General features: G+C 58.4%; 19 protein-coding genes. 11 read left to right on the forward strand and 8 right to left on the reverse strand.

The annotated features are described in order from the left end of the window. Window positions 1-123: 123 nt before the first annotated feature. Both Pan189_RS14475 and Pan189_RS14480 read right to left on the reverse strand, forming a co-directional pair. Window positions 124-2,064 (reverse strand): sodium/solute symporter, encoded by a 1,941-nt coding sequence (locus Pan189_RS14475; RefSeq protein WP_145364683.1) that lies wholly within the window; start codon window positions 2,062-2,064, stop codon window positions 124-126. Continuing rightward, window positions 2,061-2,330 (reverse strand): DUF485 domain-containing protein, encoded by a 270-nt coding sequence (locus tag Pan189_RS14480; RefSeq protein WP_145364684.1) that lies wholly within the window; start codon window positions 2,328-2,330, stop codon window positions 2,061-2,063. Before Pan189_RS14480 ends, Pan189_RS14475 begins: the two co-directional genes overlap by 4 nt. A gap of 256 nt (window positions 2,331-2,586) precedes the next feature. On the opposite strand from Pan189_RS14480, the gene Pan189_RS14485 reads away from it, so the two are divergent. Then, entirely contained in the window at window positions 2,587-3,891 is a 1,305-nt protein-coding gene (locus tag Pan189_RS14485; RefSeq protein WP_145364685.1) for an amylo-alpha-1,6-glucosidase, read from the forward strand. 175 nt (window positions 3,892-4,066) lie between these two features. Next, on the forward strand, window positions 4,067-5,461 hold the full coding sequence (locus Pan189_RS14490; RefSeq protein WP_310820517.1) for a glycosyltransferase: 1,395 nt from the start codon (window positions 4,067-4,069) through the stop codon (window positions 5,459-5,461). Between the two features lie 57 nt (window positions 5,462-5,518). On the opposite strand, the gene Pan189_RS14495 is transcribed toward Pan189_RS14490, so the two are convergent. After that, the gene (locus Pan189_RS14495) at window positions 5,519-6,244 is read right to left on the reverse strand and encodes an alpha/beta fold hydrolase (protein WP_145364686.1); all 726 of its coding nucleotides are present in this window, start codon (window positions 6,242-6,244) and stop codon (window positions 5,519-5,521) included. 78 nt (window positions 6,245-6,322) lie between these two features. After that, window positions 6,323-7,336: a porphobilinogen synthase gene (gene hemB / locus Pan189_RS14500; RefSeq protein WP_145364687.1), complete on the reverse strand. Its 1,014-nt coding sequence runs from the start codon at window positions 7,334-7,336 to the stop codon at window positions 6,323-6,325. Between the two features lie 97 nt (window positions 7,337-7,433). On the opposite strand from hemB, the gene Pan189_RS14505 reads away from it, so the two are divergent. Next, the gene (locus Pan189_RS14505; RefSeq protein ID WP_145364688.1) at window positions 7,434-8,858 is read left to right on the forward strand and encodes a class II fumarate hydratase; all 1,425 of its coding nucleotides are present in this window, start codon (window positions 7,434-7,436) and stop codon (window positions 8,856-8,858) included. A gap of 255 nt (window positions 8,859-9,113) precedes the next feature. Beyond that, window positions 9,114-10,700 carry a response regulator gene (locus Pan189_RS14510; RefSeq protein WP_145364689.1) on the forward strand — a complete coding sequence of 529 codons (1,587 nt, stop codon included), beginning with the start codon at window positions 9,114-9,116 and terminating at the stop codon, window positions 10,698-10,700. Window positions 10,701-10,940: 240 nt separating this feature from the next. Here Pan189_RS14510 and Pan189_RS14515 read toward each other — a convergent pair whose 3' ends face one another. Next, window positions 10,941-11,507, reverse strand: a complete 567-nt coding sequence (locus Pan189_RS14515; protein ID WP_145364690.1) for a hypothetical protein — start codon at window positions 11,505-11,507, stop codon at window positions 10,941-10,943. Between the two features lie 189 nt (window positions 11,508-11,696). Between Pan189_RS14515 and Pan189_RS14520 the strand changes: the two genes are divergently transcribed. Then, window positions 11,697-12,737: a glycoside hydrolase family 5 protein gene (locus Pan189_RS14520; protein WP_145364691.1), complete on the forward strand. Its 1,041-nt coding sequence runs from the start codon at window positions 11,697-11,699 to the stop codon at window positions 12,735-12,737. A 256-nt stretch (window positions 12,738-12,993) separates the two neighbouring features. Here Pan189_RS14520 and Pan189_RS14525 read toward each other — a convergent pair whose 3' ends face one another. Together Pan189_RS14525 and ahcY are read right to left on the reverse strand one after the other, a co-directional pair. Then, on the reverse strand, window positions 12,994-13,524 hold the full coding sequence (locus Pan189_RS14525) for a hypothetical protein (protein WP_145364692.1): 531 nt from the start codon (window positions 13,522-13,524) through the stop codon (window positions 12,994-12,996). 405 nt (window positions 13,525-13,929) lie between these two features. Continuing rightward, on the reverse strand, window positions 13,930-15,258 hold the full coding sequence (gene ahcY / locus Pan189_RS14530) for an adenosylhomocysteinase (RefSeq protein WP_145364693.1): 1,329 nt from the start codon (window positions 15,256-15,258) through the stop codon (window positions 13,930-13,932). Window positions 15,259-15,601: 343 nt separating this feature from the next. Between ahcY and metF the strand changes: the two genes are divergently transcribed. The 3 genes from metF to metH all read left to right on the forward strand — a co-directional run bounded on the left by metF (window position 15,602) and on the right by metH (window position 21,143). Further along, on the forward strand, window positions 15,602-16,492 hold the full coding sequence (gene metF, locus Pan189_RS14535) for a methylenetetrahydrofolate reductase [NAD(P)H] (RefSeq protein WP_145364694.1): 891 nt from the start codon (window positions 15,602-15,604) through the stop codon (window positions 16,490-16,492). Between the two features lie 14 nt (window positions 16,493-16,506). Further along, on the forward strand, window positions 16,507-17,331 hold the full coding sequence (locus tag Pan189_RS14540) for a DUF4058 family protein (protein WP_145364695.1): 825 nt from the start codon (window positions 16,507-16,509) through the stop codon (window positions 17,329-17,331). An 83-nt stretch (window positions 17,332-17,414) separates the two neighbouring features. Further along, on the forward strand, window positions 17,415-21,143 hold the full coding sequence (metH, locus tag Pan189_RS14545) for a methionine synthase (protein ID WP_145364696.1): 3,729 nt from the start codon (window positions 17,415-17,417) through the stop codon (window positions 21,141-21,143). A 352-nt stretch (window positions 21,144-21,495) separates the two neighbouring features. On the opposite strand, the gene Pan189_RS14550 is transcribed toward metH, so the two are convergent. Continuing rightward, entirely contained in the window at window positions 21,496-21,801 is a 306-nt protein-coding gene (locus tag Pan189_RS14550) for a hypothetical protein (protein ID WP_145364697.1), read from the reverse strand. A 385-nt stretch (window positions 21,802-22,186) separates the two neighbouring features. Here Pan189_RS14550 and Pan189_RS21450 point away from each other — a divergent pair, with 385 nt between their 5' ends. The 3 genes from Pan189_RS21450 to Pan189_RS14560 all read left to right on the forward strand — a co-directional run bounded on the left by Pan189_RS21450 (window position 22,187) and on the right by Pan189_RS14560 (window position 23,904). Beyond that, the gene (locus tag Pan189_RS21450; RefSeq protein WP_310820519.1) at window positions 22,187-22,321 is read left to right on the forward strand and encodes a hypothetical protein; all 135 of its coding nucleotides are present in this window, start codon (window positions 22,187-22,189) and stop codon (window positions 22,319-22,321) included. Between the two features lie 199 nt (window positions 22,322-22,520). Then, window positions 22,521-23,198, forward strand: a complete 678-nt coding sequence (locus tag Pan189_RS14555) for a hypothetical protein (RefSeq protein WP_145364698.1) — start codon at window positions 22,521-22,523, stop codon at window positions 23,196-23,198. Between the two features lie 166 nt (window positions 23,199-23,364). After that, a complete protein-coding gene (locus tag Pan189_RS14560; protein WP_145364699.1) occupies window positions 23,365-23,904 on the forward strand; it encodes a hypothetical protein in 540 nt (179 codons plus the stop codon). Window positions 23,905-23,998 lie beyond the last annotated feature (94 nt).

Here is a 23,998-nt window from a genome sequence, read left to right on the forward strand (position 1 = left end):
GGGGGATTACAAACGGTTGCGAATCGTCCCGCATCCAAGCGGCCGACAAGCCGCGCACGCAGTAAGCGGATGAGCGACGATCGCCACCAGCCCGATCGATCAGCTTACTTCGTGTGCGGCTTGTTAAGCGTCTTTCTTCTCCTGCGTCAGCAGCGAGACGACGATCAACGTCAGGAAACCCAGCGGGATCGTCACGATGCCCGGTTGCGTGAACGGGACGATCGCGTCTTCGGCGTTGAGGCCGTAGATGTCTTTGTAGCTGTCGGAGCTGAGCAGAATCCAACTGAGCGAGCTGATCATGCCGACGAGGACGGCCGCGATGATTCCCTGCTTGGTCGTTTTCTTCCAAAACAGCAGCATCACCAGTGAGGGCAGATTCGCCGACGCCGCGACGCTGAAAGCCCATCCGACCAGATAGCCGACGTTCAATTTCTCGAAGAGAATGCCAAGGACGATCGCGATCGAGCCGACGACAACCGAGGCGATTTTCCCGACCCTCATCTGCTGATGCCCGGAGAGCTCGTAACCGCCGACTGCTGTAATCAGATCGTGAGTCACCGCTCCGGCGGAAGCGAGAATCAAACCGCTGACCGTTCCTAAGACGGTCGTGAAGGCGATCGCCGAGATGATCGCGAACAGCAGGTCACTGATGCTCTTGGCCAAAAGCGGCGCGGCCATGTTGCTGTTGGTCGGGTCCATCGCCCCACTCGTCATCGCCCCCAGTCCCATGTAGAGAGTGAGGACGTAAAAGAATCCGATCGTCGCGATGCCCAGAATCGTGCTCTTCCTCGCTGCGACCGAGTCTTTCACGGTGTAGTAGCGAATCAATATGTGTGGCAGCGAAGCCGTCCCGCAGAACAGCGCGAGCATCAGCGATAGGAAGTTGAGCTTCTTGAAGGGATCCTCACTCCGGATTCCGGCGAACTTGGGGTGCTCACCGGGACGCAGCAGGTCCGAACCCTGCTTCAGTTCCGGATAGTAGGCCGTTAGCGTGCGGCCATCATCGGTCGTCACCTTCGACGATCGAGGCACCCAAATCTCCGCTTCGCCGAAAGTGCTGAAGTACTCAACGGGCCCGACCGGGTCTGATTTCTTTCCGGCTCCCGTCTCCAAGTCGGTATCGGGCACGCCGTCCAAGCTGGCAAGTCGCCCCATCGATTTAATCTCGCCGTCGGGTCGACCGTTAATCAATCTGCCTCCCGCCGCCGAAACGATAATTGTTTGACACTCGATCAAGCGGACGGTCGTCGCATCGACCTCACCAATTCGCTTCCAAATTCGCGCGGGGTCACCTTCGGACTCCCTGATCTCGAAGAACGCCGTCTCTCCGCCGTCTTCATCGACGATTGGTGTGATCTCGTGGAGTGACCGCGCCGAATCGACTGAGTCAACAACCTCATTATTGAGGATTGAAACCGTCATCGTTTGGGGCTGATCTTCAGAGACTTCAAAGCCCTGGGCGAGGATCATGCAGACCAGCACAAAGCTGAAGATGACCAGCAGCGTCCCCTTCAGGAATTGCACCCAGGTCGTCGAGACCATTCCGGCTGTGACCACGATCAGGATCACCGTCGCGCCGACCATCACAACGCCGACCCAGTGCGGGAAGCCGAGCAGCGGCTGCACCAGCACGCCGGCCCCGACCATTTGGGGAATTAGATAGAACACGCTGACGGCGAGTGTGCTGATCCCGGCAGCGAGCTTGATGCCGCGGGAATTGAACTTCGCGTCAAGCGCATCGGCAAAGGTAAACTTGCCCATCCGCTTCATCGGCTCGGCTACGACGAACAAGGCCACGACCCAGCCGGCGAGGAAGCCGATCGAATACAGGAAGCCGTCGTAGCCGTAGAAGGCGATCATTCCGCAGATGCCGAGGAACGACGCCGCAGAGAGATAGTCGCCCGCGAAGGCGACCCCGTTGATGGCCCAGGGAATTTGTCCGTGGGCGGCGAAATACCCCTCCGATGATTTCGCCTTCCGGCCGAGCCAGAAGCTCAGAACTAACGTAAATGCGGTGAAGGCACAAAAGACGACGACCGCTAATGTAGACGGTTCGTAAATCATTCGGACGCCCCCGATCGATCATTATTGGCGGCATCGCGGGCCGCGTCGGACGCGTCTTCCGGTCGGCAGGCAAATCCGTAGATGAGTGCGGCGATCAGCGCCGCCACGATCAGGGCGAACCCGTAAATGATCGCGACGTTCAGGCCCCACAGCGGCGTTTGCTCCATCACGCGGGGCGCGAAGGCCGCCAAAAAGACGAAACCTCCGTAAAGCAACAGATATGCGGCAAACAGCGCGAAGCCGATCCGCTGGTTCCGATCCCGCATGGCGACCTCAAGGTGCGAATCACGACAGGTGCTGAAGAAATCGACGTTCGATACTCATGGTGAGATCGAAGCATAACGGCGTGATGATGCGTTTGGGAGTGAGCGCGTTTGCCATCGGTCGAACCGTCAAAATTTCAGCCCGGCGACTTACGATTGGCGTGATGTTCCCGATCAAATTGACTAACCTTCCACAGGCCGCCGCTGCCCGCGGTGGTTGATGTTCCCCGCCATCTTCTAGCCGTCCGGAATCGCTTCTATGGCATTGACGCCACCGCTGTTTGAAGATCAGGAAGACCGCGTACTGACCGCCGACGAGTTGAGCTTCGTGCAGGCCGGCTACGAGCGAGCTATCGACGCTCTGCGTCGAAACATCACCGAGAAGGGATTTACGGCGTGCTCGCTGAACGACAACGAGGTTTACGGCACTGATGAAAACTACCGGGCCGTCTGGGCACGCGACGGGGCGAAGACCATCTGTTGGACTCTCGATTTGGACGACGAAGACATCGTCGCCTGTCAAGATGCGACGCTGCGGACTCTGCTGGCGAAGCAGAGCGATTCCGGACAGATCCCCGGCAATGTGACGATCGATCATGACGAAGCCGAGTTCGGCGGCGTCGGTAACATCGCCTCAATCGACAGCGGATTGTGGGTGATCATTGCCGTATGGGCGTTTTGCTCGACTCGTAAAGACTTCACACTGGCGAAGGATTTCGAGGAGGAGCTCTCCAAAGCGATGGAGTGGCTTAACGCTCACGACTCGAACAACGACGGCCTGTTGGAAATTCCCGAGGCGGGAGATTGGACCGACCTGTTCGCTCGGTCCTATCACGTCTTGTACGACGAAGTGCTGTGGTTCCGCGCACTCGAATGTTTCGCCGCCTTGCAGCGGGAGCTAGGTCACCCTCAGGCCGCAGAACGATTCGACAACATGGCGAGCCGGGCACGGCGGGCAATCTTGCGCAATTTCTGGCCGTCGACCGGTGCGAAGTCTCAAGAGGACGGCCTGCCGAGTTTCGCGGAAATGCAGTTCGGTTTGGGAGATGCCCGCTACCTCGTCGCCGAGGTCTCACCGTTTCAATTCAGTTGGCGGTGCGACGTGTATGCGAATCTGCTCGCCTTTCTGGTCAACCTCGTTGACCGGCAACGAGCTATGATGACGTTCCGCTTTATGTGGGGCAGCGGGGTCAATGAACCGGGGCCGGTCGCGAACCTCTACCCGGTCGTGCAGTCGGGCGATCGCGAATGGCGTGATTATTTCACGGTCAACCTGCTGAACCTGCCGTATCACTATCACAACGGCGGCGTCTGGCCGTTCGTGGGTGGTTTATGGGTCCGCTACATCCACAAGCTCGGCATCCGTGACCTGGCCCGTCGCGAAATGCTGAAACTCGCGCAATTGTGTCATCAGGGCATTCACCGCGAGTGGGAGTTTAACGAATGGCACCACGGCAAGACCGGCCGACCAATGGGTAAGGCCTTCCAGGCATGGAGTGCGGCCAGCTACATCAAGACCTGCCATTCGCTGCACGTTGAGCCCGATTCCATCGAACTCAATTAATGTCTGCGTCGCTCTCGCATGGTATCGGATCGATATGTGCACCGCCGAAGTGGTGATAATTTGTCGCGCGTGGGTGATTCCCCGGCCAACCGGCGTTGAGTTTTTGACATGATCCCATAAGTTCAGGGAGTCGGGGCGGCGGTGCTCCGAAGTTCGAGTTCTACAGGAGAGATGCGTGGCTGCCGCACGACCCACCAAACGGATCATGATGATCTCGACCCACGGCTATGTTGCCGCCGAACCGGAATTCGGAAAGCCGGACACCGGGGGGCAAGTCGTTTATGTGCTGGAATTGAGCCGCCACCTCGCTCGCCTGGGCTATAAGGTCGATATCCTTACCCGCCGATTCGATAAGCAGAAGCAGATCGAAAAAATCGACGACCGGGTCCGTGTCATTCGCATTCCGTGCGGCGGCAAAAAGTTTATTGAGAAAGAAGTTCTCTGCGATGACATCCCCGAATGGGTGGAGAACGCGACGGAATACATTCAGAACAAGAAGCTCAACTACGCTTTCATTAATAGCCACTACTGGGACGCCGGTCTGGCCGGGCAGGGGCTGGCGAATCGACTCGATATTCCGCACCTGTTCACGCCGCACTCGATTGGGGCGTGGAAGCGGGAGAATATGGATGGCGAGCCGGAAGAGCTCGAGAAGAAATACAATTTCGACCGCCGCATCCGTGAAGAGAAAGTGATCTTCGACGAGTGCGACGTCGTGATCGCAACCACCGGCCAGCAGCGATATGTATTGCTCGGCGGAGATTATGACGTCCCCGAAGAAAAAGTCCGCGTCATTCCGCCCGGGTATGACGACACACGCTTCTATCCAGTGTCGAATGCGACCAAGTCGGCACTTAAGAAGGAGCTCGACGCGGAAGGCCCGATCGTTCTCGCTCTGGGCAGACTGGCGCGGAACAAAGGCTACGACTTGTTGGTCGACGCGATGCCCGCCGTGTTCGAGCGCGTCCCCGAAGCGCGACTGCTGCTCGCGGTCGGCTCGAACGAGCTCAACGAAATGGAAGAAGGGCTGATGCAGGAACTGAAGGAGAAAGCCGCCGATCTCGGTATCTCCGACAGAGTAATCTTCCGCGGCTACGTGCCGGACGAACTCTTGGCTGATTACTACCGCATCGCCGATGTCTTCACGCTGTGCAGCCGCTACGAGCCGTTCGGTATGACCGCCGTCGAAGCAATGGCCTGCGGAACGCCGACCGTCGTGACGACCGAAGGCGGCCTCTGGCCGCTCCTGACTTGGGGGGTCGACGCTCTATACGCGAATCCCTTTGATCCGCCGGCCTACGGCCACGCGATTGCGAACATTCTGCAGTTCCCGCGTGTCCACGATCAGCTCGCCAAGTACGGCTCACAAACGGCCCGAGCTCGATTCACCTGGACCGGAATTTCGCAGTCCATCTTGCATCTGCTCAACGGCATTAATCAGCCCGCAGCGTCAGCTCGCAAGACCGGCCCGGAGTTGGCGACGTCGCCCGTCGGCGGAATGCATCCGCCTGGAGAAGATCAATTCGCCGCAACGACACCGTTGATGGAAGCCCAACTCGGAATCCGGTGACCCGCGGCAGAAGACGACAATCGATTTAAGGCCGGACCGAGGTGGCCCGGCCTTTTCTTATAGCGGCTGATCCTCTTCGAGTCGGTCGAGCAGAAATCGATTCACTTCGTCGGCATTGCTGAGGTTGATGAGATGACCGCCTCCGGCAATGACGACATCGGCGTCGCCTGCTCTCACGGGCAAGACGCGATCCCGCTCGCCGTGAATTTGATGCAGAGGTGTCGTCAACTCGCCCGCGTCACCATTGGTGAACGACCATTTTGCGATCCCCTCCGCGGCCCAGCCGAGCAGTTCGAGGTCGGCCTCGCGAGCCATCGACCGGACCAGTCCGATATGCTCCGGCGCGAGCCGATCGATGGCGGTAAACATCGTCGTGACCGGGCCGACCAACACATCGCGGACGATTCTTGCGGGCAGCGACTTCCGCATGTCCTGACGGAGCCGGAACTTTTCGGGAATCGCATCGTAATGCCGAACAGAGCCGACAAGCAGCAATCCGCGCGGCGTCACATTTCGCCGCTGAAGTTGCCGCGTGACCTCGATTGCGACCGGCCCGCCGAATGAAATTCCACCAACGTAAATCGGCTCGTCCTTGTCGATGACGCCTGTTGCTCCACCGAGTCGGATCTCGACCAGGCGATCGGCGTAGTCGGCGAGCAATTCGTTCTCTTCGGGCTGCAGCCACTCCGGCACGATCAAATCGGGGATCGCCTCACGCTGGGGCGCAACCAGTCGTTCGTCGGCACCAGGCGGTGGAAAGAGAATGAGACGAGAACTGGTCATCGAGCGGTCGGGGTCAGCAGCGGAAAATCGAGGCCAGAGCGCGGCCCCATAAGAATCAAACAGGGTTTCGTATTGGGTTCAGCGAAGCAGCCGGGCCGTCTCGACGGCGAAGTAGGTCAGGATGCCGTCAGCACCAGCCCGTTTGAAAGCCAACAGACTTTCCAACATCGCCATTTCGCGATCCAGCCAGCCTCGCTCCGCCGCTCCGGCCAGCATCGCGTACTCGCCGCTGACCTGATAAGCGTACGTGGGCAGACCGAAGGTTTCCTTCACGCGGTATACGATGTCGAGGTAGGGCATCCCCGGTTTGACCATCACCATGTCGGCCCCCTCGGCAATATCGAGGGCCACTTCACGCAACGCTTCGTCCCCGTTCGCCGGATTCATCTGATAGGTCTTCTTGTCGCCCGACCCGAGACTCCCCGCACTGCCGACCGCATCGCGAAACGGTCCGTAGAACGCGGATGCGTATTTCGCCGCGTAGGACAGTATCTGCACGTGCTCGAATCCGTGGCGGTCGAGTACCTCGCGAATGTGTCCGATGCGCCCATCCATCATGTCGGACGGCGCAATCACATCGCACCCGGCTTCCGCTTGCACCAGCGCCTGTTGCCCGAGGGCTTCAAGCGTTTCGTCATTGACGACATACCCCTCTTTGACGAGTCCGTCCTGCCCGTGGCTCGAGTACGGATCGAGGGCGACGTCACAGATCACGCCGATGTCGATCTTCGCCCCTTTGATCGCCCGAACCGCGCGGCAGACGAGATTTTCGCTGTTGTATGCCTCAGCAGCATCGTCGGTCTTCAGCGAGGGATCGGTCTTCGGGAAAATCGCGATTGCCGGGATGCCCAATTCGGCCGCTTCGCCGACGGCTTCCACGAGCAATTCGACGCTCAACCGTTCGACGCCCGGCATCGATGCGATCGATTCTCGCTCATTGTCCCCTTCGATCACAAATACCGGCCAGATGAGATCGTCGACCGTTAGATGATTCTCGGCCGTAAGCCTGCGCGACCAGTCATGGCGTCGATTGCGGCGCATGCGGGTTGTGGGGAATTGACCCGGATTTGAGGGCAGTCGCGGTGATGACATCGGCGAAGTTGATCCACATCTGATTGAGCGATTGAGCAGCCACGGTATCATCGGTTCGTCAGCACGAAAAACGAATCAGCACAATGGAACCAGGCTAATGAGCGATTTCCGCACGGAACACGATTCGATGGGCGAGGTCAAGGTGCCTGCCCAAGCGTATTATGGAGCGCAGACGCAGCGAGCGGTTGAGAACTTCCCGATCTCGGGGGAGGGGTTACCTACCGAACTGATCCGGGCGATGGGACTTGTGAAGTTCGCCTGTGCGACCGCGAACCGCGACCTTGGAAAGCTGACCGGCAGCGGCAAGAACCCTCTGACCGACAAGCAAGTCGATGCACTGCTGAACGCCGCGACGGAAGTAGCCGAGGGGAATCTGGCCGATCAGTTTCCGATCGACATCTACCAGACCGGCTCGGGCACTTCATCGAACATGAACGTGAACGAGGTCATCTCCGCCCGCGCGACGGAATTGCTTGGCGACGATCGCTTCGCCGAGAACAAGAGCGTGCATCCCAATGACCACGTCAATATGGGGCAGAGCACCAACGATACATTCCCGACGGCCATTCACGTCGCGGTCGGGCAGGGAATTCAAGACCGATTGCTGCCGGCATTAAAGCAGTTGCACGAAACGCTCTGTGCAAAAGCCGATGCCTGGGACAAGATTATCAAGATCGGCCGCACGCATTTGGCGGACGCGACGCCGCTGCGACTGGGACAGGAGATCGGCGGATTCGCGCGCCAGTTGGAATTGTCGGTCGGGCGGGCTGAACGCGCTCTGCAGGCGGTACTGGAACTCCCGGTCGGTGGCACGGCGGTCGGCTCCGGTATCAATACGCATCCCGATTTTGGCGCCCTTGTCGCGACTGTCATCGCCAATAAGGCCGGTATTTCATTCGTCGACGCGGTCAATCACTTCGAAGCCAACGCGGAGCGTGACGGTCTTGTCGAGTGCCATGCTCTGCTCAAAGCGGTCGCAACGACGCTGTTCAATGTCGCCAACGACATCCGCTGGCTGGGATCCGGGCCGCGCTGCGGATTTTACGAAGTGAAGATTCCGTCGAAGCAGCCAGGAAGCTCGATCATGCCGGGGAAGGTCAACCCGGTGATGTGCGAGTCGATGATGCAACTGGCGGCCAAGGTCATTGGCAACGACACCGCCATCACTGTCGCGGGGGCCGCGGGGGGTAATTTTCAGCTCAACATCATGATGCCGATGATGGGCGCGACAACGCTCGAATCGATCCGCCTGCTCGCCAACGGCGTAAAGGCTTTCAACGAACTGTGCATTGCCGATCTGGAGCCAAACGAAGAGGCGTGCGAATCGGCGGTCGAGAAATCTCTCTCGATGTGTACCAGCCTCAATCCTCACATCGGCTACGAAAAAGCAGCAGCGTTGGCCAAAGAGGCCTTCAAGACCGGCAAAACGATTCGGGAACTCTGCCGCGAGAAGCAGATTCTGCCGGAGGACGTCTTGGAGGAGGCACTCGACCCGATGCGGATGACCGAACCACAGGGATGAAAGTCGGGAAGGCAAATTCGACGTCGAGCAGCAGCCGTCGTCGAAAGGGTCCAATTCAGAAGCTTCGTCGAACCGAAATGCGAAGCCGCTCCCCTATCGTCCACTAGGGGAACCACGGTGATCCGGCGAAATTACCCTCACACGCGCGACTTAGGCGTGCGACAGATTGGGCCATGACATATACTCGCGAACGCTGATATATCGCCCGAAATCATTTCGGGCTCTTTTTCGGGCGCGGGCAACCAGTTGAATTCTATGCAGAATGACCGGTCCCTTCTGGACATCGGCAGCTATAAGACTGTGCTCGTCGTCGACGAGCCCGGCAACGCGAAGATGCTACGCAGCGCCTTGGAGGCGGAAGGTTTCGAGCCGATCATCGCCACGAACGCCGGCGAAGCCCGCGTGCTGACGCGTACGCGTGAGCCGGCCTTTATCGTGACGGAGCTCGTCCTGCCACGGGAAACCGGCTTCGAGTTGTGCGCCTACCTGAAGGATAAGAACGACACGCTCCCGATTATCATTTTGACGGAAGTCGACCTCGACGCCGCACGCAACCTTTCGATCTGGTGCGGTGCGGATGCCTATTTGACGAAGCCGACCGACGGGAAGACGATCGCCGCGACGCTGCACGAAATCGCCACAATCATGGCGCTTCGCGTGCGGAAAAAGACGAACGTCGAGGGCCGGATCGAATTCAAATGCAATCGCTGCGGCCAGCAACTGTCGGTCAAGCCGGACAATGCGGGTCGGATGGTGCAATGCAAGGGCTGCCAACACATGGCCAAAGCCCCGACCATGAGTATGCAGTCGGGCGGCTACTGGCGTCAGACAGAAGAGGAAGCTGACGGCGAAGCGGACGACGGCGACGGAGGTGGATCGAAAAACCGCGCTAGTTTCTTCTGTGATCTGTGCGGCCACATGCTCGACGTGTTCGACGCGAATGAATCGGGCAAAGTGAAATGTGGCGACTGCGGGAAACAGCACCTCATCCCCCGCTGGATCATTCGTCAGCGAAAGTTCTTCTTCTCTCGCCCGACGGAAAAACAAACCGAAACCATTTCATTCAATCCCGCCCGGTACGTCACCGTCCGATGTGGAAATTGCCAGACGCACTTCCAGTTCTTTCCCGACCGCGAAGGTACCAAAGCCACCTGCCCGCATTGCGACACGGTGCAAACGTCGGTCTCGATCAAAGGCTCCCCGCTATCGCGCGCTGCACTGACGAGTACCGGGCGAATGTTCGTACTCAAAGACGGCCCGATGAAGGGAAAGCGCTTCCTGGTGCCCGAAGACGGTGAAGTTGTGATAGGCACGGGGAAGGGCTGCAACCTCCGATTTCCCCCGATGGAAGGACTCGCCGCGAAACACGCGGCCCTCCGGCACGTCAATGGCATGGTCGCGGTTCTTCCGCTAGACGGTCAGGTGACCATCAATGAAGAAGCCACCGAGCATCGCCACTGGATCAAGCCGGGCGAAAAGCTGGCACTCGGGCCGCTCCACATGAGCCTTTTGGGCAATGTCGATCTCTCCGAGAACCAGTTGCTGAAGAAATCGAGCAAGGCGGCGCAAAAGGCCGGTATTGAAGAAACAGGAGGAGCGGACGAATTTTCCGGCAGTTCGGAGATTGGTGAGCAAGCCGCGAGCATTCTGCAGTTGCATTGGGAGCGATTGCGGAAGAAGCCCGAGCCATCCGATTCAGCTCCGAAAAAGAAACCCGCCAAAATCGGCCCTGCGGCGAAGGCGCCGGACTTAAACCCTACGGTCGCGCCTCCCGCAGACGCACCGGCGGAGAAATCGAGTAGGGAGGATGGCCCGTCCCTCGATTCGCTGACCATGCTCTAGAAGCAGTTTCAATACCAGCCAGAGGCGCAAGCCGATGGTCGATCAACCAGCGATTTTCCCGACGGCTTGCGCCTCGGGCTGGTATCACAAACGAATTGAAACCGCTCCTAAAACATCAGCTATCTCGGTGACGGGGCCATTTTGATTGTCGCTGACGATCCAGCAACTTCGGGTCGGACAAGCGCCGGACGTCACTGTGGACCGTCGCCGTTGGCCGATCCCGACTCGGGCGTTGAGACATCAAAAGGGCAGAAACGAGCCGAAGAATCCGCGGGCGTTGGCGTCGACTCCTCGCGTGTCCCACACATTTGAACCGGCCCCCAACTGCGCGAGAACATACTCGCCGAACGCGAGTTGGCCGATCGCCACATAACCTGTCGCGAATTGACCAAGAGCGAAAATTGCTCCCGCAGCGACCTGGCCCGTCGATGCAGCGCCGATCGCTACTTGCCCGAATGCTGCGATGAGGCCAACCGAGATTTGCCCGACAGAGATCAGCCCGAACGCAAATTGACCCACGGCGATCAGGCCGATCGCGCGGCGGCCGATCGCGACGACACCGCGGGCCGTCGGTGTGCGTCCCTTCTGATTCTTCCCGACCGCGTAGTGTAGGACCGGCAGACGACCGAGCGTCGCCGTGCTTCGGAATTCTCGGTAAACCAATGCCCCCTGCAGACTCATTTCCCGCCAGCGTCCCCAGCGGGTCGACCGTTCATTCCACAGGAACTCGCCCGACTCGATGTCGTCGAGATCGAAGCCGGCCATCATCGCTCCGGGAATGGCCCATTGATCTTGGTCGTCATGCATTTTCGACCTGCAAACCCATTTGTTGCGAAAGGGCCGTTGCCCGAAATCGACGCCGACTCATAACCCTAACGAGCAAGCCACTCAGGCGGTGCAACGATTTCCAACGAATTCGTACGACATTTTTAAAGCCATTGCCCCAACCACCTCGCATATTAAGGGGTGAAGTTAACGTCGCCCCAATCGAATTCCATGCGCTACAGAATCCTCAGTCTCGTTCCTTTGCTCGCGTTGCCCCTTCTCGGGGGCGCGAATGATCTTCCCGATGAGAGAACGTCGCCGTCTGTCTCGGTGGAAATGCGAGAGGCAACCCGCCGCATCGGACGCAGCATCAATCTGGGCAACGCTCTTGAAGCACCCGTTGACGGCGAGTGGGGCCTGACGATCCGGAAGTCTCACTTGGTAAGCATCCGCGATGCGGGCTTCACCGCAGTGCGAATTCCCGTCCGTTGGTCGGCCCACGTCCGACGAACTCCGCGACAGCAGATTGACGAGAAATTTCTCTCCCGTGTCGACTCGGTCATTGATGCCGCTTTGGAGAACGGTCTGGCGGTCATTTTGAACGTTCATCACTTCGAGGAGATGTATCGCGATCCGGCTCGGCATGAACCGACTCTACACGCGATTTGGCGACAGTTGGCCGCACATTACAAAACCTATGATGACCGGCTGATGTTTGAGTTGCTGAACGAGCCGCACGATCGCCTCGACGCACAGACTTGGAACGCCGTCAGCAGTCGTCTCATCCGCACCGTCCGCGAACGCGATTGCAATCGAATCTTGATCATCGGCCCGGCGCGTTGGAACGATCCCGATTTATTTCCTTCGCTGGAACTCCCGCCGGAAGACCGCCGGCTAATTGCGACCTTTCACTATTACAGCCCGTTCGAGTTCACGCACCAAGGTGCCAGTTGGGTCGACGACTCCGAACAATGGATCGGCACGAAATGGAGCACCAACTCTCCGTCAGCCGCTCAGATCAAACGCGACTTTGCGCAGGTCGCTCAATGGGGAAGTCAGCAAGGACGACCAATTCTGCTCGGCGAGTTCGGTACTCGTAGGCAAGCTGACGCTCGATCGCGAATCGCTTGGACGCGGTATGTCCGCCAGATGGCCGAAGAGCACGGGTTTGCCTGGGCCTACTGGGAATTCGGATCGGACGAGTTCGGCATCTGTGAACTCCCCGGACTTCGGTGGGATGAAAAGATGCGGGCAGCACTATTGGGCCATTGAACCGCCGCGACGTGCCCTTGGGGGCGCGAATCATCAGGGTCGCGTCGACTCGCGTGCGAACGACAACATTGACTTCGACGGGCTTTGGATCGGTCAGGTAAGCCCTGCGGGGTCTCGAGGAGAAGCGGCGGTTTCTCCAAACGTCATGATCGCTACCAGCGACCGCTTGCGGAATTCTACAGGCGAAAATGTGGAGGCCGAATCAATGGCGGACGAAGGACCGGACGATGAAAGTTGTGCACGACGGGAACTGCACTCAACGCACCGTCGGCCGTCTCGCCGGGAGGGTGGGGCGAATCGTGAATCGCCAAGACGCGGGCCGGAGGAGGGCGTCCGTCGCGATCCAAACCCCCTCAACTTGCAAGATGTAGGAGTCGAGAAGTATGCGTTTTGCCATCGCTGCGATTGCGATCTTCAGTATGGCCGGCATCAGCGAAGCCGGTTTCATGTCGAAGTCGCCGAGCTGTGCTTGTCCGTGTGAGCCGACCTGTGCCGCTCCCTGTGAGCCGACCTGTGCTTGCCCGTGCGAGCCGAGCTGTGCTGCCCCCTGTGAAGAAGCCTGCCCCTGCGAGCCGAGCTGTGCCGCTCCCTGTGAGCCGACATGTGCCTGCCCGTGTGAGCCGAGCTGTGCTGCCCCCTGTGACGAAGCCTGCCCCTGCGAGCCGAGCTGTGCCGCTCCCTGTGAGCCGACCTGCGCCTGCCCGTGTGAGCCGAGCTGTGCTGCCCCTTGCGACGACGCTTGCCCCTGCGAGCCGAGCTGTGCCTGCCCGACCGCCAAGAAAGACAATGTCTTTCAACAGCTCTGGAAGGCTGAGCAGCGCAAGAACAAGTGGCTCATGGACACTCTCGTTCGCTAGTCGAACGGGAACCTGAGTCGTCTGCTGAACTCCGAAGTGCCGCAATTCGTGGTGAAACCTGCCTGACACGTCCGCCGTCCGATCGGTCCATCCGACGGCGGGCGACAGGCCGGACGAACGGCGGCAACCGAGATCGACGAGGACATCGCGGGAACGAACGTCTGGTCGATCTCTCGCGTCCGAATTCTCTCCCGGACAGCGCACTAACCCTCGGCGGAACCTTCCGCCGAGGGTTTTCTTATTTGCGCATTGATCTTCACGGGACATCGAAAACGAAAAAAGCCCACGGGTCGCAACCCGTAGGCTTTTCGTATGACTCGTTGAGTCTCTGCGTCTTAGTACCGGTAGTAGTCCGGCTTGAAAGGACCATCGACCGGAACGTCGAGGTAATCGGCTTGTTCCTGCGTCAGCTTGGTCAGCTTCACGCCGATCTTCTCGAGGTGCAGGGCCGCAACTTCTTCGTCGAGCTTTTTCGGCAGGACGTAGACCTGCTTTTGATACTTGTCTTCGTTTTCCCAAAGTTCCATTTGGGCAACGACCTGGTTCGTAAAGCTGTTCGACATCACGAACGACGGGTGGCCGGTCGCGCAGCCGAGGTTCACCAGCCGACCTTCGGCGAGAATCAAAATGGCCTTGCCGTCCGGATAAATATACTTGTCGACCGGACCGCCGACATCGGAGTCCTGCTTGACCCGGATCTTTTCGATGTCTTCTCGTTTATTCAGGTAAGCGACCTGAATCTCGTTGTCAAAGTGACCGATGTTGCACACGATCGCGTTGTGCTTCATCTCGTCCATATGATCTCCACAGATCACGTCGACGCAGCCGGTCGTCGTGACGAAGATATCGCCACGCGGCGCGGCTTCTTCCATCGGCAAGACCTGAAAGCCTTCCATCGCAGCCTGCAGGGCACAAATGGGATCGACTTCGGTCACGACCACTCGGGCACCGAGCCCGTCCATTGCATCGGCGCAGCCTTTCCCGACGTCGCCGTAGCCGCAAACGACAACCTCTTTGCCGGCGATCATAATATCGGTGGCTCGCTTGATGCCGTCGGCCAGCGATTCGCGACAACCGTAAAGGTTGTCGAACTTGCTCTTGGTCACCGAGTCGTTGACGTTGATGGCCGGGCAGCCGAGCTTGCCCTGCTTGCTCATCGCATGCAGGCGATGCACACCGGTCGTCGTTTCTTCAGTGATTCCCTTAATCCTTTCGAGAAGCTCCGGGTACTTCTCGTGGACCATCACGGTGAGGTCGCCGCCGTCGTCCAGGATCATGTTGAGCGGCTGACCATCGGGCCAGAAGATCGTCTGCTCAATGCACCAGTCGAACTCCTCTTCGTTCATGCCCTTCCAGGCAAAAACGGGAATGTCCTCAGCGGCCATCGCCGCCGCGGCTGAGTCCTGCGTCGAAAAGATATTGCAGCTCGACCAACGGACTTCGGCCCCCAGTTCGATCAGCGTTTCAATCAGAACGGCGGTTTGAACCGTCATGTGCAGGCAGCCGGCGATCCGGGCACCTTTGAGCGGCTTTGACTCGCCATACTTCTCGCGGAGTGCCATCAGGCCGGGCATTTCCACCTCAGCGAGCTCAATCTCTTTTCGGCCGAGTTCGGCCAGGGCCAAATCCTTGACCTTGTAGGGAAGCGCGGCTGTCGCAGACATGAAAACGAATTCCTCTGAAAATTTGGCAGGGGTGCAGACGGGTTGCGTTCAACACCGTCACGGCTACGGTAGGGTAGAAGGTTCACCCCGATGCGGCAACTTAGATAGAAATTATCGATCACTATTGCGAGTCAAATTGTTACTCTGTCATGGGCGTCTGACAGACGTATGATGCAGAACGGGTTGCCACCAATCGAGAGTGTCTCGCCGCGATCAGATTGGATTTCTTCGCTCTCAGATCATGGCGGCAGACCTGCCTGTAACGACCTGCCACACGATGGAACTGGCAGTACGCCGGAATCAGAATTTCGACTGAATTTCAGAATTCGACGAGAGAAACGGAATGCGTATCGCAGAGATGTATCGAGACGGCGGCTTCGGGTTATCGATCGAGATATTCCCGCCGAAGACCGAGGTCGGTGAAAATAATCTGAAGCGGACCTTGCAACGCGTCCGGCATTTCGAGCCGAAATTCATCTCCTGTACGTACGGTGCTGGAGGGACGACCCGGGGTAAGACGCTCGAGTGGTGTCGGACGATCATTGAAGAGTGCAACTTGCCGGCAACCGCTCACTTCACCTGCGTCGGATCGACGCGAGAGGAACTTCTGCAGTGGCTGGAGGAAGCCGCCGAGGTTGGCGTTCAGAACATCATGGCCCTCCGCGGAGACGCACCGCAGGGCCAGGACAAATTTGAAGCCATCGAAGGCGGATGCGCCTATGCGAACGAACTCGTCGAACTAATTCGGGCAAATCACCCCGAGTTCGGCATCGGCGTCGCCGGCTACCCCGAGAAGCATCTCGAAGCCCCGAGTCTCGATGTCGACCTCCAAAATCTCAAACGCAAGGTCGATGCTGGTGCGGACGCGATCTTTACCCAGTTGTTCTTTGTCAACGACAGCTTCTTTCGCTTCCGCGATCAGGCGCGAGCAGTGGGGATCGACAGGCCGATGATCGCCGGCATCATGCCGATCACCAGTTTTGAGCGCATCAAGAAGATTACTGCGATGTGCGGCGCAATCTTTCCCGTTGACCTGGCGAAGTCGCTCGAGTCGGTCAAAGACGATGACGAGGCGCAATTCGAGATCGGCGTCGATCACGCGATTAAACAGTGCCGCGAATTGATTGAAGCCGGAATCCCGGGCATTCACTTCTATGTGCTGAATAAATCGCAGGCAGCCGAACGCATTCTCGGAGCCCTCGATGTCGCCCCGGCTATCCCGGCCGGAGTCTAAGCGGAGGACCGGCTATGCCTTCACCTTTTCCGGGAATGGACCCGTATCTCCAGTCGCCTCGCCTCTGGCCAGGTTGCCACAACCGACTGGCAGACGAGATATCATCGCTCCTCAACAAATTGCTCCCGGAAGGCTACTACGCCGACATCGAAATGCGCGAAGAGATCGATATCGTTGGCGACATCGGGCCGAAACACTTCGTGGCAGACGTGAGCATTCAGCGTGAGAAAACTTTGGTGGATTCTGCAGTCGCTACGGTGCCACGCGCGGAGACCTCAGCTTGCGTCGAACTCGTGCTGGAAACGGAACCAGTTCGATACGCCAACGTGATGATTAAGGAAGCCGATCAACATGCGGTCATCACCAGTATCGAAATCTTGAGCCCGGCGAATAAGAGGCCCGGCCAAGACCGACAGGCTTTCGTGACAAAGCGAGACGAACTGCTCGCCGCCGGAGTTTCGATTCTCGAAATTGATTTGCTTAGAAATGGGCAGAGGACATGGGATCAACCTGTGTTTCAGCAGGCGATTGAAAACCTTGAACCGCGACCGCAGTACATGGTGACCGTCAGCCGAAGTTGGGACCGCGGTCAGAGATCGAAACTCGCGTTTTACCCTGTGACCCTCCAACAGACGCTCCCGGTTTTGGCCGTTCCGCTTCGGCAATCGGACCCCGACGTCGCCCTCGACCTTCAATACTGCTTTCGCGAAGCCTATGATTCCGGCCCCTACCGTCGCGGAGCGGTCGATTACACGAAGCCGCCCGAACCTTCACTGCCGGAACCGTTGTCCGACTGGGCACGCCGACGGATTGAGCAATGGCGAGATGCCTCGTCCTAAGATTGCCGCCCTCGTTGCGACGCGTTTGCACTTCACTACTAAGATAACCCGCCCACTCTTATAGCAGACTCAGTACACAGGCCATGTCAGTGCGTGCCGAACACAACACATCCGACGTTCTAAAGAACCTGCTCGACGATCGCATCCTCTTTATGGACGGTGCGATGGGTTCGATGATTCACGTGTACGGACCGACGGAAGAGGATTACCGGGGCGAACGTTTTAAGAGCCACTCGATCGATCTGAAGAACGCCAGCGATGTCCTTAATTTCACCCAACCGAGGATGATTGAGGAGATTCATGCCAAGTACTTCGAGGCGGGGTCGGACATCGTTGAGACCAACACGTTCAACGGCAACGTATTGACGATGGAGGAATACGGGCTGGGTGACTTGACATACGAGGTGAATCAAGTCGCGGTGAAGTTGGCCAAGGGCGTTGCGGATCACTTCACGAAGAAGAATCCGGACAAGCCGCGGTTTGTGGCGGGATCGATCGGTCCCACAAAGATCATGCTCTCAATGTCGCAGGACGCGAATGACCCCGGACATCGCTCGCATACTTACGAGCAGATGGTCGACTCGTACTACGAGCAGGTCCGCGGGCTCGTCGATGCGGGAGCCGACCTGCTACTGCCCGAAACGAGCTTTGACACGCTCAATATGAAGGCATGCCTCTTCGCAATCCGCAAGTACTTTGACGAGTCGGGTCGCGAAATCCCCGTGATGGTCTCGGGCACCGTGTTCGATACGGGTACGACGCTACAGGGGCAGTCGGTCGAAGGCTTCTTCCGTTCGATCGCACACTTTCCGTCGCTGACAGTCGGCCTCAATTGCGGCGTCGGCCCGAAGCAGATGAGGAACCAGTTAGAAGCGGTCTCCCGGATCGCCGACCGCCCGATTCACTGCTATCCCAATGCCGGGATGCCTGACGGAATGGGAGGCTTCGACAGCAACCCGAATGAAGTGGCCGAAGAGTTAGAGGGCTTCGCCCGCGAAGGCTGGGTCAACCTTGTCGGAGGTTGCTGCGGCACGACTCCCGAATACATCGCGAAAATTGTGGAGAAAGTCGGGCCGGTCGCGCCGCGAACGATTCCCGACCTTGATCGACGGTCGAACTATTCCGGCCTGGAGCAATTGGAGATTGGTGAAGACTCGACCTTTATGATGGTCGGGGAACGGACGAACGTAACCGGCTCGCGGAAGTTTGCTCGCCTGATTAAAGAGGAGAAGTACGACGAGGCTGTCGAGGTCGCCCGCGATCAGGTTGAGGGCGGCGCGAACATGATCGACATCAACATGGACGAGGGCCTCATCGACAGCGAAGCGGCAATGACTCGCTTCTTAAACCTCCTCGCCGGCGAGACCGAAATCTATCGCGTCCCCATTATGATCGATAGTTCCAAGTTCTCGGTCATCGAGGCCGGAATGAAGTGCGTGATGGGGAAGGGCGTCGTTAATTCGATCAGTCTTAAAGAGGGGGAAGAGAATTTTCTCAAACAAGCCCGACTGATTCGTACTTACGGATTCGCAACGGTCGTGATGGCCTTTGATGAACAGGGGCAGGCGGTCGAAGCCGATCACAAAGTCGCGATCTGCAAACGGGCGTACAAACTCCTGACCGAAGAAGTCGGCTTCCCACCCGAAGACATCATTTTCGACCCGAACATCCTCACCGTGGGCACGGGCATGGAGGAACACGCAAACTATGCCGTCGAGTTCTTCGACGCGGTTCGGCGAATTAAAGAAGAATGCCCGGGAGCCAAGACTTCCGGCGGCGTGAGCAACGTATCCTTCAGCTTCCGCGGCAACAACACCGTCCGCGAAGCAATGAATGCGGCGTTCTTGTACCACGCCATTGAGGCCGGCCTCGACATGGGCATCGTCAATGCCGGCCAGCTTGAAGTCTACGACGAAATCGACAAGGAACTGCTGGGTTACATCGAAGACGTCCTTTTGAACCGCCGGCCGGACGCCACCGAACGGCTGATCGAGTTTTCCGAGTCGGTCAAGGAAAAAGCGGCCGGCGGCAACGTGAAGAAAGACGAATGGCGTGAAGGCACCGTCGAAGAACGCCTCCAGCATTCGCTGCTCAAAGGCATCGACAAACACATCGAAGTAGACACCGAAGAGGCTCGGCAGAAATACGGTCGGCCGCTTAATGTCATCCAAGGCCCACTTATGGATGGCATGAACGTCGTGGGCGAACTGTTCGGTGCCGGAAAAATGTTCCTCCCGCAGGTCGTGAAATCGGCCCGCGTGATGAAGAAGTCGGTCGCTTATTTAACCCCATTCATGGAGGCCGAAAAAGAAGGCGGTGAAAGTTCAAGCCGAGGTAAAGTCTTAATTGCCACGGTCCGCGGTGACGTTCATGACATCGGTAAAAATATAGTTTCAGTTGTTCTTAATTGTAACAACTTCGAAGTCATCGACCTCGGCGTCATGGTACCCACCGACACGATCCTTGATACCGCAATAAAAGAGCAGGTTGATATCATCGGGCTCTCGGGGCTCATTACACCTTCCCTCGATGAAATGGTAGCAGTTGCGCGAGAAATGCAGCGACGACACATGAACCTCCCGCTCCTGATCGGCGGCGCCACCACAAGCGCCCGCCACACTGCGGTTAAGATTGCGCCGGTCTACGACCAACCGACCATCCACGTGATCGATGCCTCGCAGAGCGTCCCCGTCGTCGAAAGACTGCTCGATCCCGACACGCGCGAGAAACTCAACGCCGAAAACCTCGACCTACAGGAACGCCACCGCGAAGCCTTTTCCGGACGCCAGCAAAAAAACCTCGTCTCGTACGAACACGCCCTCGACGGCCGTTTTCAAACAAATTGGGATGAAATCGACATCCCCAAACCGGAGTTCCTCGGACTCCGCACGCTCGAAGACCACCCGCTCGAAGACCTCGTCCCCTACGTCGACTGGTCCCCCTTCTTCCAAGCGTGGGAACTGCACGGTAAGTACCCCCGTATCCTCGAAGACGACGTCGTCGGCGAAGAAGCCCGCAAGCTCTTCGCCGATGCCGAAGAGATGATGGCGCGAATTCTGAAAGACAAGCCGCTCACCGCCCACGGCGTCTACGGCTTCTGGCCCGCCAACTCCGACGGCGACGACATCATCGTTTGGAAAGACGAATGCCGCACGACCGAGCAGTGCCGTTTCCCCATGCTCCGTCAGCAGTGGGAACGCCGCGGCCAAAAAGACTTCCGCTCGCTCGCCGATTACGTCGCCCCGCTCGACTCAGGCCAACCCGATTACATCGGGGCCTTCGCCGTCACGACCGGTCACGGGTGCGATGAACTGGCTAAGAAATTTGAAGCCGAACACGACGACTATTCCAGCATCATGGCCAAAGCTCTCGCCGATCGCTGTGCGGAAGCCTTCGCCGAACGCCTTCATAAAATCGCCCGCGATGCGTGGGGCTTCGGCAAAGAAGAGCAACTTAATAACGATCAATTAATTTCTGAAAAATACCGCGGCATCCGCCCCGCTTTCGGCTACCCCGCCTGCCCGGATCACCTTCCCAAAGGAACGCTCTGGGAATTGCTCCGGCCCGAAGAACACTGCGGAATGACATTAACCGAAAGCTTCGCCATGTATCCCGCCGCCAGCGTCAGCGGGCTCTACTTCGGCCACCCGAAAGCCCGCTACTTCAGCGTCGACCGCGTCACCAAGGATCAGGTCGAATCATATGCCGCCCGCTGCGGCCAATCAGTCAAATATATGGAAAAATGGCTCGCCCCCAACCTCGGCTACGAACCCGGCCAAACCCCAGCCCCCACCGAACCAACCCCCGCTTGAGCCCACCCGTTGAGCCGCGCCCGACAGGAAGCGCGCCTTCCCAAACAATTGAACACGCAATCGCAAATACCCGTCACCGGTTGCGCGGGCACTATATAGATTCGCTTCGCGAATCGGGTGAGCGTTGAGAGTCAAAGGGTTAGAGAAGTTGTTTCTCTCTCACCTCTCATCCCTAAACTCTTAACGGCGAGCGTAGAGCCCCGATCCTCAACCCACCTACAAGCCCAGGCTCCTGAGAGCCGCGGACTGATCGATTTCCATGCCCCCCATCCCGCGGAGGATGCGATTGATCAGACGCCTCCCCCCGCGCTCGATCGGCGTCTCTCAGGAGACGCGGCTTGTGCGACGCTTCTCACAGTTCGCTCAACCCATACGCTCCGAGCATCGCGGCGTCGAGAACATCTTGAATCTCGTTCAGGACCGAGACGAGCCCCTGCTCGCGAATCGTTTTCTCTTTTGCAGTCAATTTCATCTCTACTCCCTGGGGAGAAGATGCCCGCAGGGCAGATGAGGGGATCGCGGGGGCGTTCATCTCGCCGCCATCGCCAAGCGCGTTCTCCCGCCCGCCGCCAGAGCTTCCAACAATGTCGGCGGGATCACCGCCCCCGTAGCCCCTCACCCGGTCCTCCGGACCGCCCTCTCCCGAGGGAGAGGGCACGAGTGCGGCCCCTTCTTCGGTTCGACTTCGCCCCCGGACACCAGCCCGAAGCGCAAGCGAGGGATTCCGCTCTCGACCCCGTCTTACCCAAGGAACCCTCACCGCCGCCGGTCCCTTGCTCGCGCTGCGGGCTAGTAAAACCCTCACGCTCAACCGCCCGAAGTTTTTCGAGGAAGTTATACATCGTTCCTCACGAGCGCCTGATGCTGGGGCACCTCCGCCCGCACCTCGAATTAACCGAGTACTCCGACTGTTGGCGCAACGATATCAAGATTTAGGCCCATTGGGGGCACGAGCGCGAGATGTGTTTTTCAGTCCACTTATGGAGCCTCTCCATCGGGCGGCGAGGGTTCCAGTCAATGGTCCATTCATAGGGAGGGTGGCCATGAAGCCGCGACTGGTAAGGAGCGGATCATCTGGAGGCAGCGATCTCTATTGCACCGATGGCGGCTCGCCTCTGATCCGCTTCCTGCCGGGCGCGGCTGCAAGTAAACCACAGCTATCGTTTTTTGAGAAGTAAGGCACCGCCACACACAAGCTGCCGCAGGCCTAAACACACGAAGTGTGATCCGCTTACTCCGTGCGCGGCTTGTTTGTGTGATATTCAATTTCGCGAAGGCACCGCCGCGCCCAAGCTGCCGCAGGCACAAACACACGAAGTGTGCGCAACCAAGTGGGAAAGGGTGGATAGACTTTTTCTCGAAGAGGGGTTGTGTGTAATGGCTAAACGACGAAATCCGCAGCCGGTCGACTTGCCGACGGAGCGTTTGGAGATCGTGCATCGGCTGGTGGTGTTTGCGGAGGGGCGGGATCCCGCGGACGTGACGGTGGAGCGATTCACGGAGGAGACGGGAATTAATAATCGCCGCATTTACCGACATTTTAAGAGCTGGCTCGACCTGCGGGAGGAAGCGGGGCTGCCTCGGCGGGTGGCCGGGCGGCGGCAGTATTCCGACGACGAATTAATGATCGAATATTACAGCCTGACGCTCAAATTGCGTCGGCTGCCGACGTTTGCGGAAATTAATCAGCACGCGCGAATGTCGGATAATCCGTTTCGCAATCGTTTCGGGTCGATGGACACGATCCAGCGGAAATTCCGCAAGTGGTTGAAAACGGCAAGGAAGGACTTAAATGAAATGGAAATGCATGGGGAGGCAGCCCCGGACGATGGCGGGGCGAGGTTGGTCTTTCAGCGCTGGTCGGCGTTAAAGCCCGGGTTCGCCCTCAAGTCGAGCGAGTATCGCACGGGCGAACGGATCGACCGGCACCACATCGATTTTCTCGTCGTAATGGATCACGACTGGCCGGGCTGCCCGTGGCCGGTCGTGTTGTTGGGCAATGTGTGGCGCGGGCAGGTCGCGTCCGAAGACGACGAGTCGACGCGACAGGGGTGATGATCGCTGCGCCGGAACCCGAATCGTCTTGCGAACAGTAATTGGGGGGCGTAGTTTGGAGTGCCCATTTGATCGGTCTGTCAAACGGGCGGCGTGCGGGGTCGCCGAGCTGCGCACCTGAGTTGAGCGACCGATCCATTCGAACTCTCGGCAGGAGATTTTTCTGATGTACGGCGTGATGCGGTTTGCCGCTGTGTTCTGTTGCCTTAGCCCGCTTGCTCACGCCCAGCTTGGAGGCGAATCGGGAGCGACCGACGGACCGGTCAGCGTGGAAGACGGTCAGGTAATCGATTCGAGCCCGATCCTGCAGGAGCAGGAGAACAATCTCGGCATCTTCCCGAAAGATGATCCGAAGAATAAGAAAAAGGACAACACCGAGCCGGGCGCGTCAGATCGTCATTTCATGTCGCTCTCTGAGGCGGCCGACTCGGTCAAGACTGCGCCGCAGCAATGGGACTATTTTCGCCACGTGAATCTGGCCGCCGATCACCTGCGAGCGGCAACCTTCCATTTGCATCAAGCCGGGCATCACAAGCTGGCCACGGCTTTGGAGAAAAGGCTCGCCGAAGGTGATCTCGATGCCACGCGGGACGGCAAGTCAGGCGATGCCGACGAGAGCGATCCGTCCAAGCCGCCGAAAAAATTGACTGCCGACGAAGCCGATCAGGAGATTCAACAGTTAATCGACAGCACCAAAGGCGACTGATTGTCGATAGCACGGTGATTCCAATCGTCGCCGGACCTGCTGCAACTGTCGCGAATTAATTCGATCTCAAATTAAAACGGGGTCGCCGCTTAAT

Source organism: Stratiformator vulcanicus, from assembly GCF_007744515.1.
Taxonomy (GTDB): domain Bacteria; phylum Planctomycetota; class Planctomycetia; order Planctomycetales; family Planctomycetaceae; genus Stratiformator; species Stratiformator vulcanicus.

Excerpts from the sequence above, each read along its gene's own strand:
- Pan189_RS14480 (WP_145364684.1), bottom strand. The coding sequence starts at position 2,330 with ATGCGGGATCGGAACCAGCGGATCGGCTTCGCGCTGTTTGCCGCATAT.
- Pan189_RS14515 (WP_145364690.1), bottom strand. The coding sequence starts at position 11,507 with ATGCATGACGACCAAGATCAATGGGCCATTCCCGGAGCGATGATGGCC.
- Pan189_RS14495 (WP_145364686.1), bottom strand. The coding sequence starts at position 6,244 with ATGACCAGTTCTCGTCTCATTCTCTTTCCACCGCCTGGTGCCGACGAA.
- ahcY (WP_145364693.1), bottom strand. The coding sequence starts at position 15,258 with ATGTCTGCGACAGCCGCGCTTCCCTACAAGGTCAAGGATTTGGCCCTG.
- Pan189_RS14505 (WP_145364688.1), top strand. The coding sequence starts at position 7,434 with ATGAGCGATTTCCGCACGGAACACGATTCGATGGGCGAGGTCAAGGTG.
- Pan189_RS14555 (WP_145364698.1), top strand. The coding sequence starts at position 22,521 with ATGGCTAAACGACGAAATCCGCAGCCGGTCGACTTGCCGACGGAGCGT.
- Pan189_RS14475 (WP_145364683.1), bottom strand. The coding sequence starts at position 2,064 with ATGATTTACGAACCGTCTACATTAGCGGTCGTCGTCTTTTGTGCCTTC.
- Pan189_RS14560 (WP_145364699.1), top strand. The coding sequence starts at position 23,365 with ATGTACGGCGTGATGCGGTTTGCCGCTGTGTTCTGTTGCCTTAGCCCG.
- metF (WP_145364694.1), top strand. The coding sequence starts at position 15,602 with ATGCGTATCGCAGAGATGTATCGAGACGGCGGCTTCGGGTTATCGATC.
- metH (WP_145364696.1), top strand. The coding sequence starts at position 17,415 with ATGTCAGTGCGTGCCGAACACAACACATCCGACGTTCTAAAGAACCTG.
- hemB (WP_145364687.1), bottom strand. The coding sequence starts at position 7,336 with ATGTCATCACCGCGACTGCCCTCAAATCCGGGTCAATTCCCCACAACC.
- Pan189_RS14520 (WP_145364691.1), top strand. The coding sequence starts at position 11,697 with ATGCGCTACAGAATCCTCAGTCTCGTTCCTTTGCTCGCGTTGCCCCTT.
- Pan189_RS14540 (WP_145364695.1), top strand. The coding sequence starts at position 16,507 with ATGCCTTCACCTTTTCCGGGAATGGACCCGTATCTCCAGTCGCCTCGC.
- Pan189_RS21450 (WP_310820519.1), top strand. The coding sequence starts at position 22,187 with ATGAAGCCGCGACTGGTAAGGAGCGGATCATCTGGAGGCAGCGATCTC.
- Pan189_RS14485 (WP_145364685.1), top strand. The coding sequence starts at position 2,587 with ATGGCATTGACGCCACCGCTGTTTGAAGATCAGGAAGACCGCGTACTG.
- Pan189_RS14510 (WP_145364689.1), top strand. The coding sequence starts at position 9,114 with ATGCAGAATGACCGGTCCCTTCTGGACATCGGCAGCTATAAGACTGTG.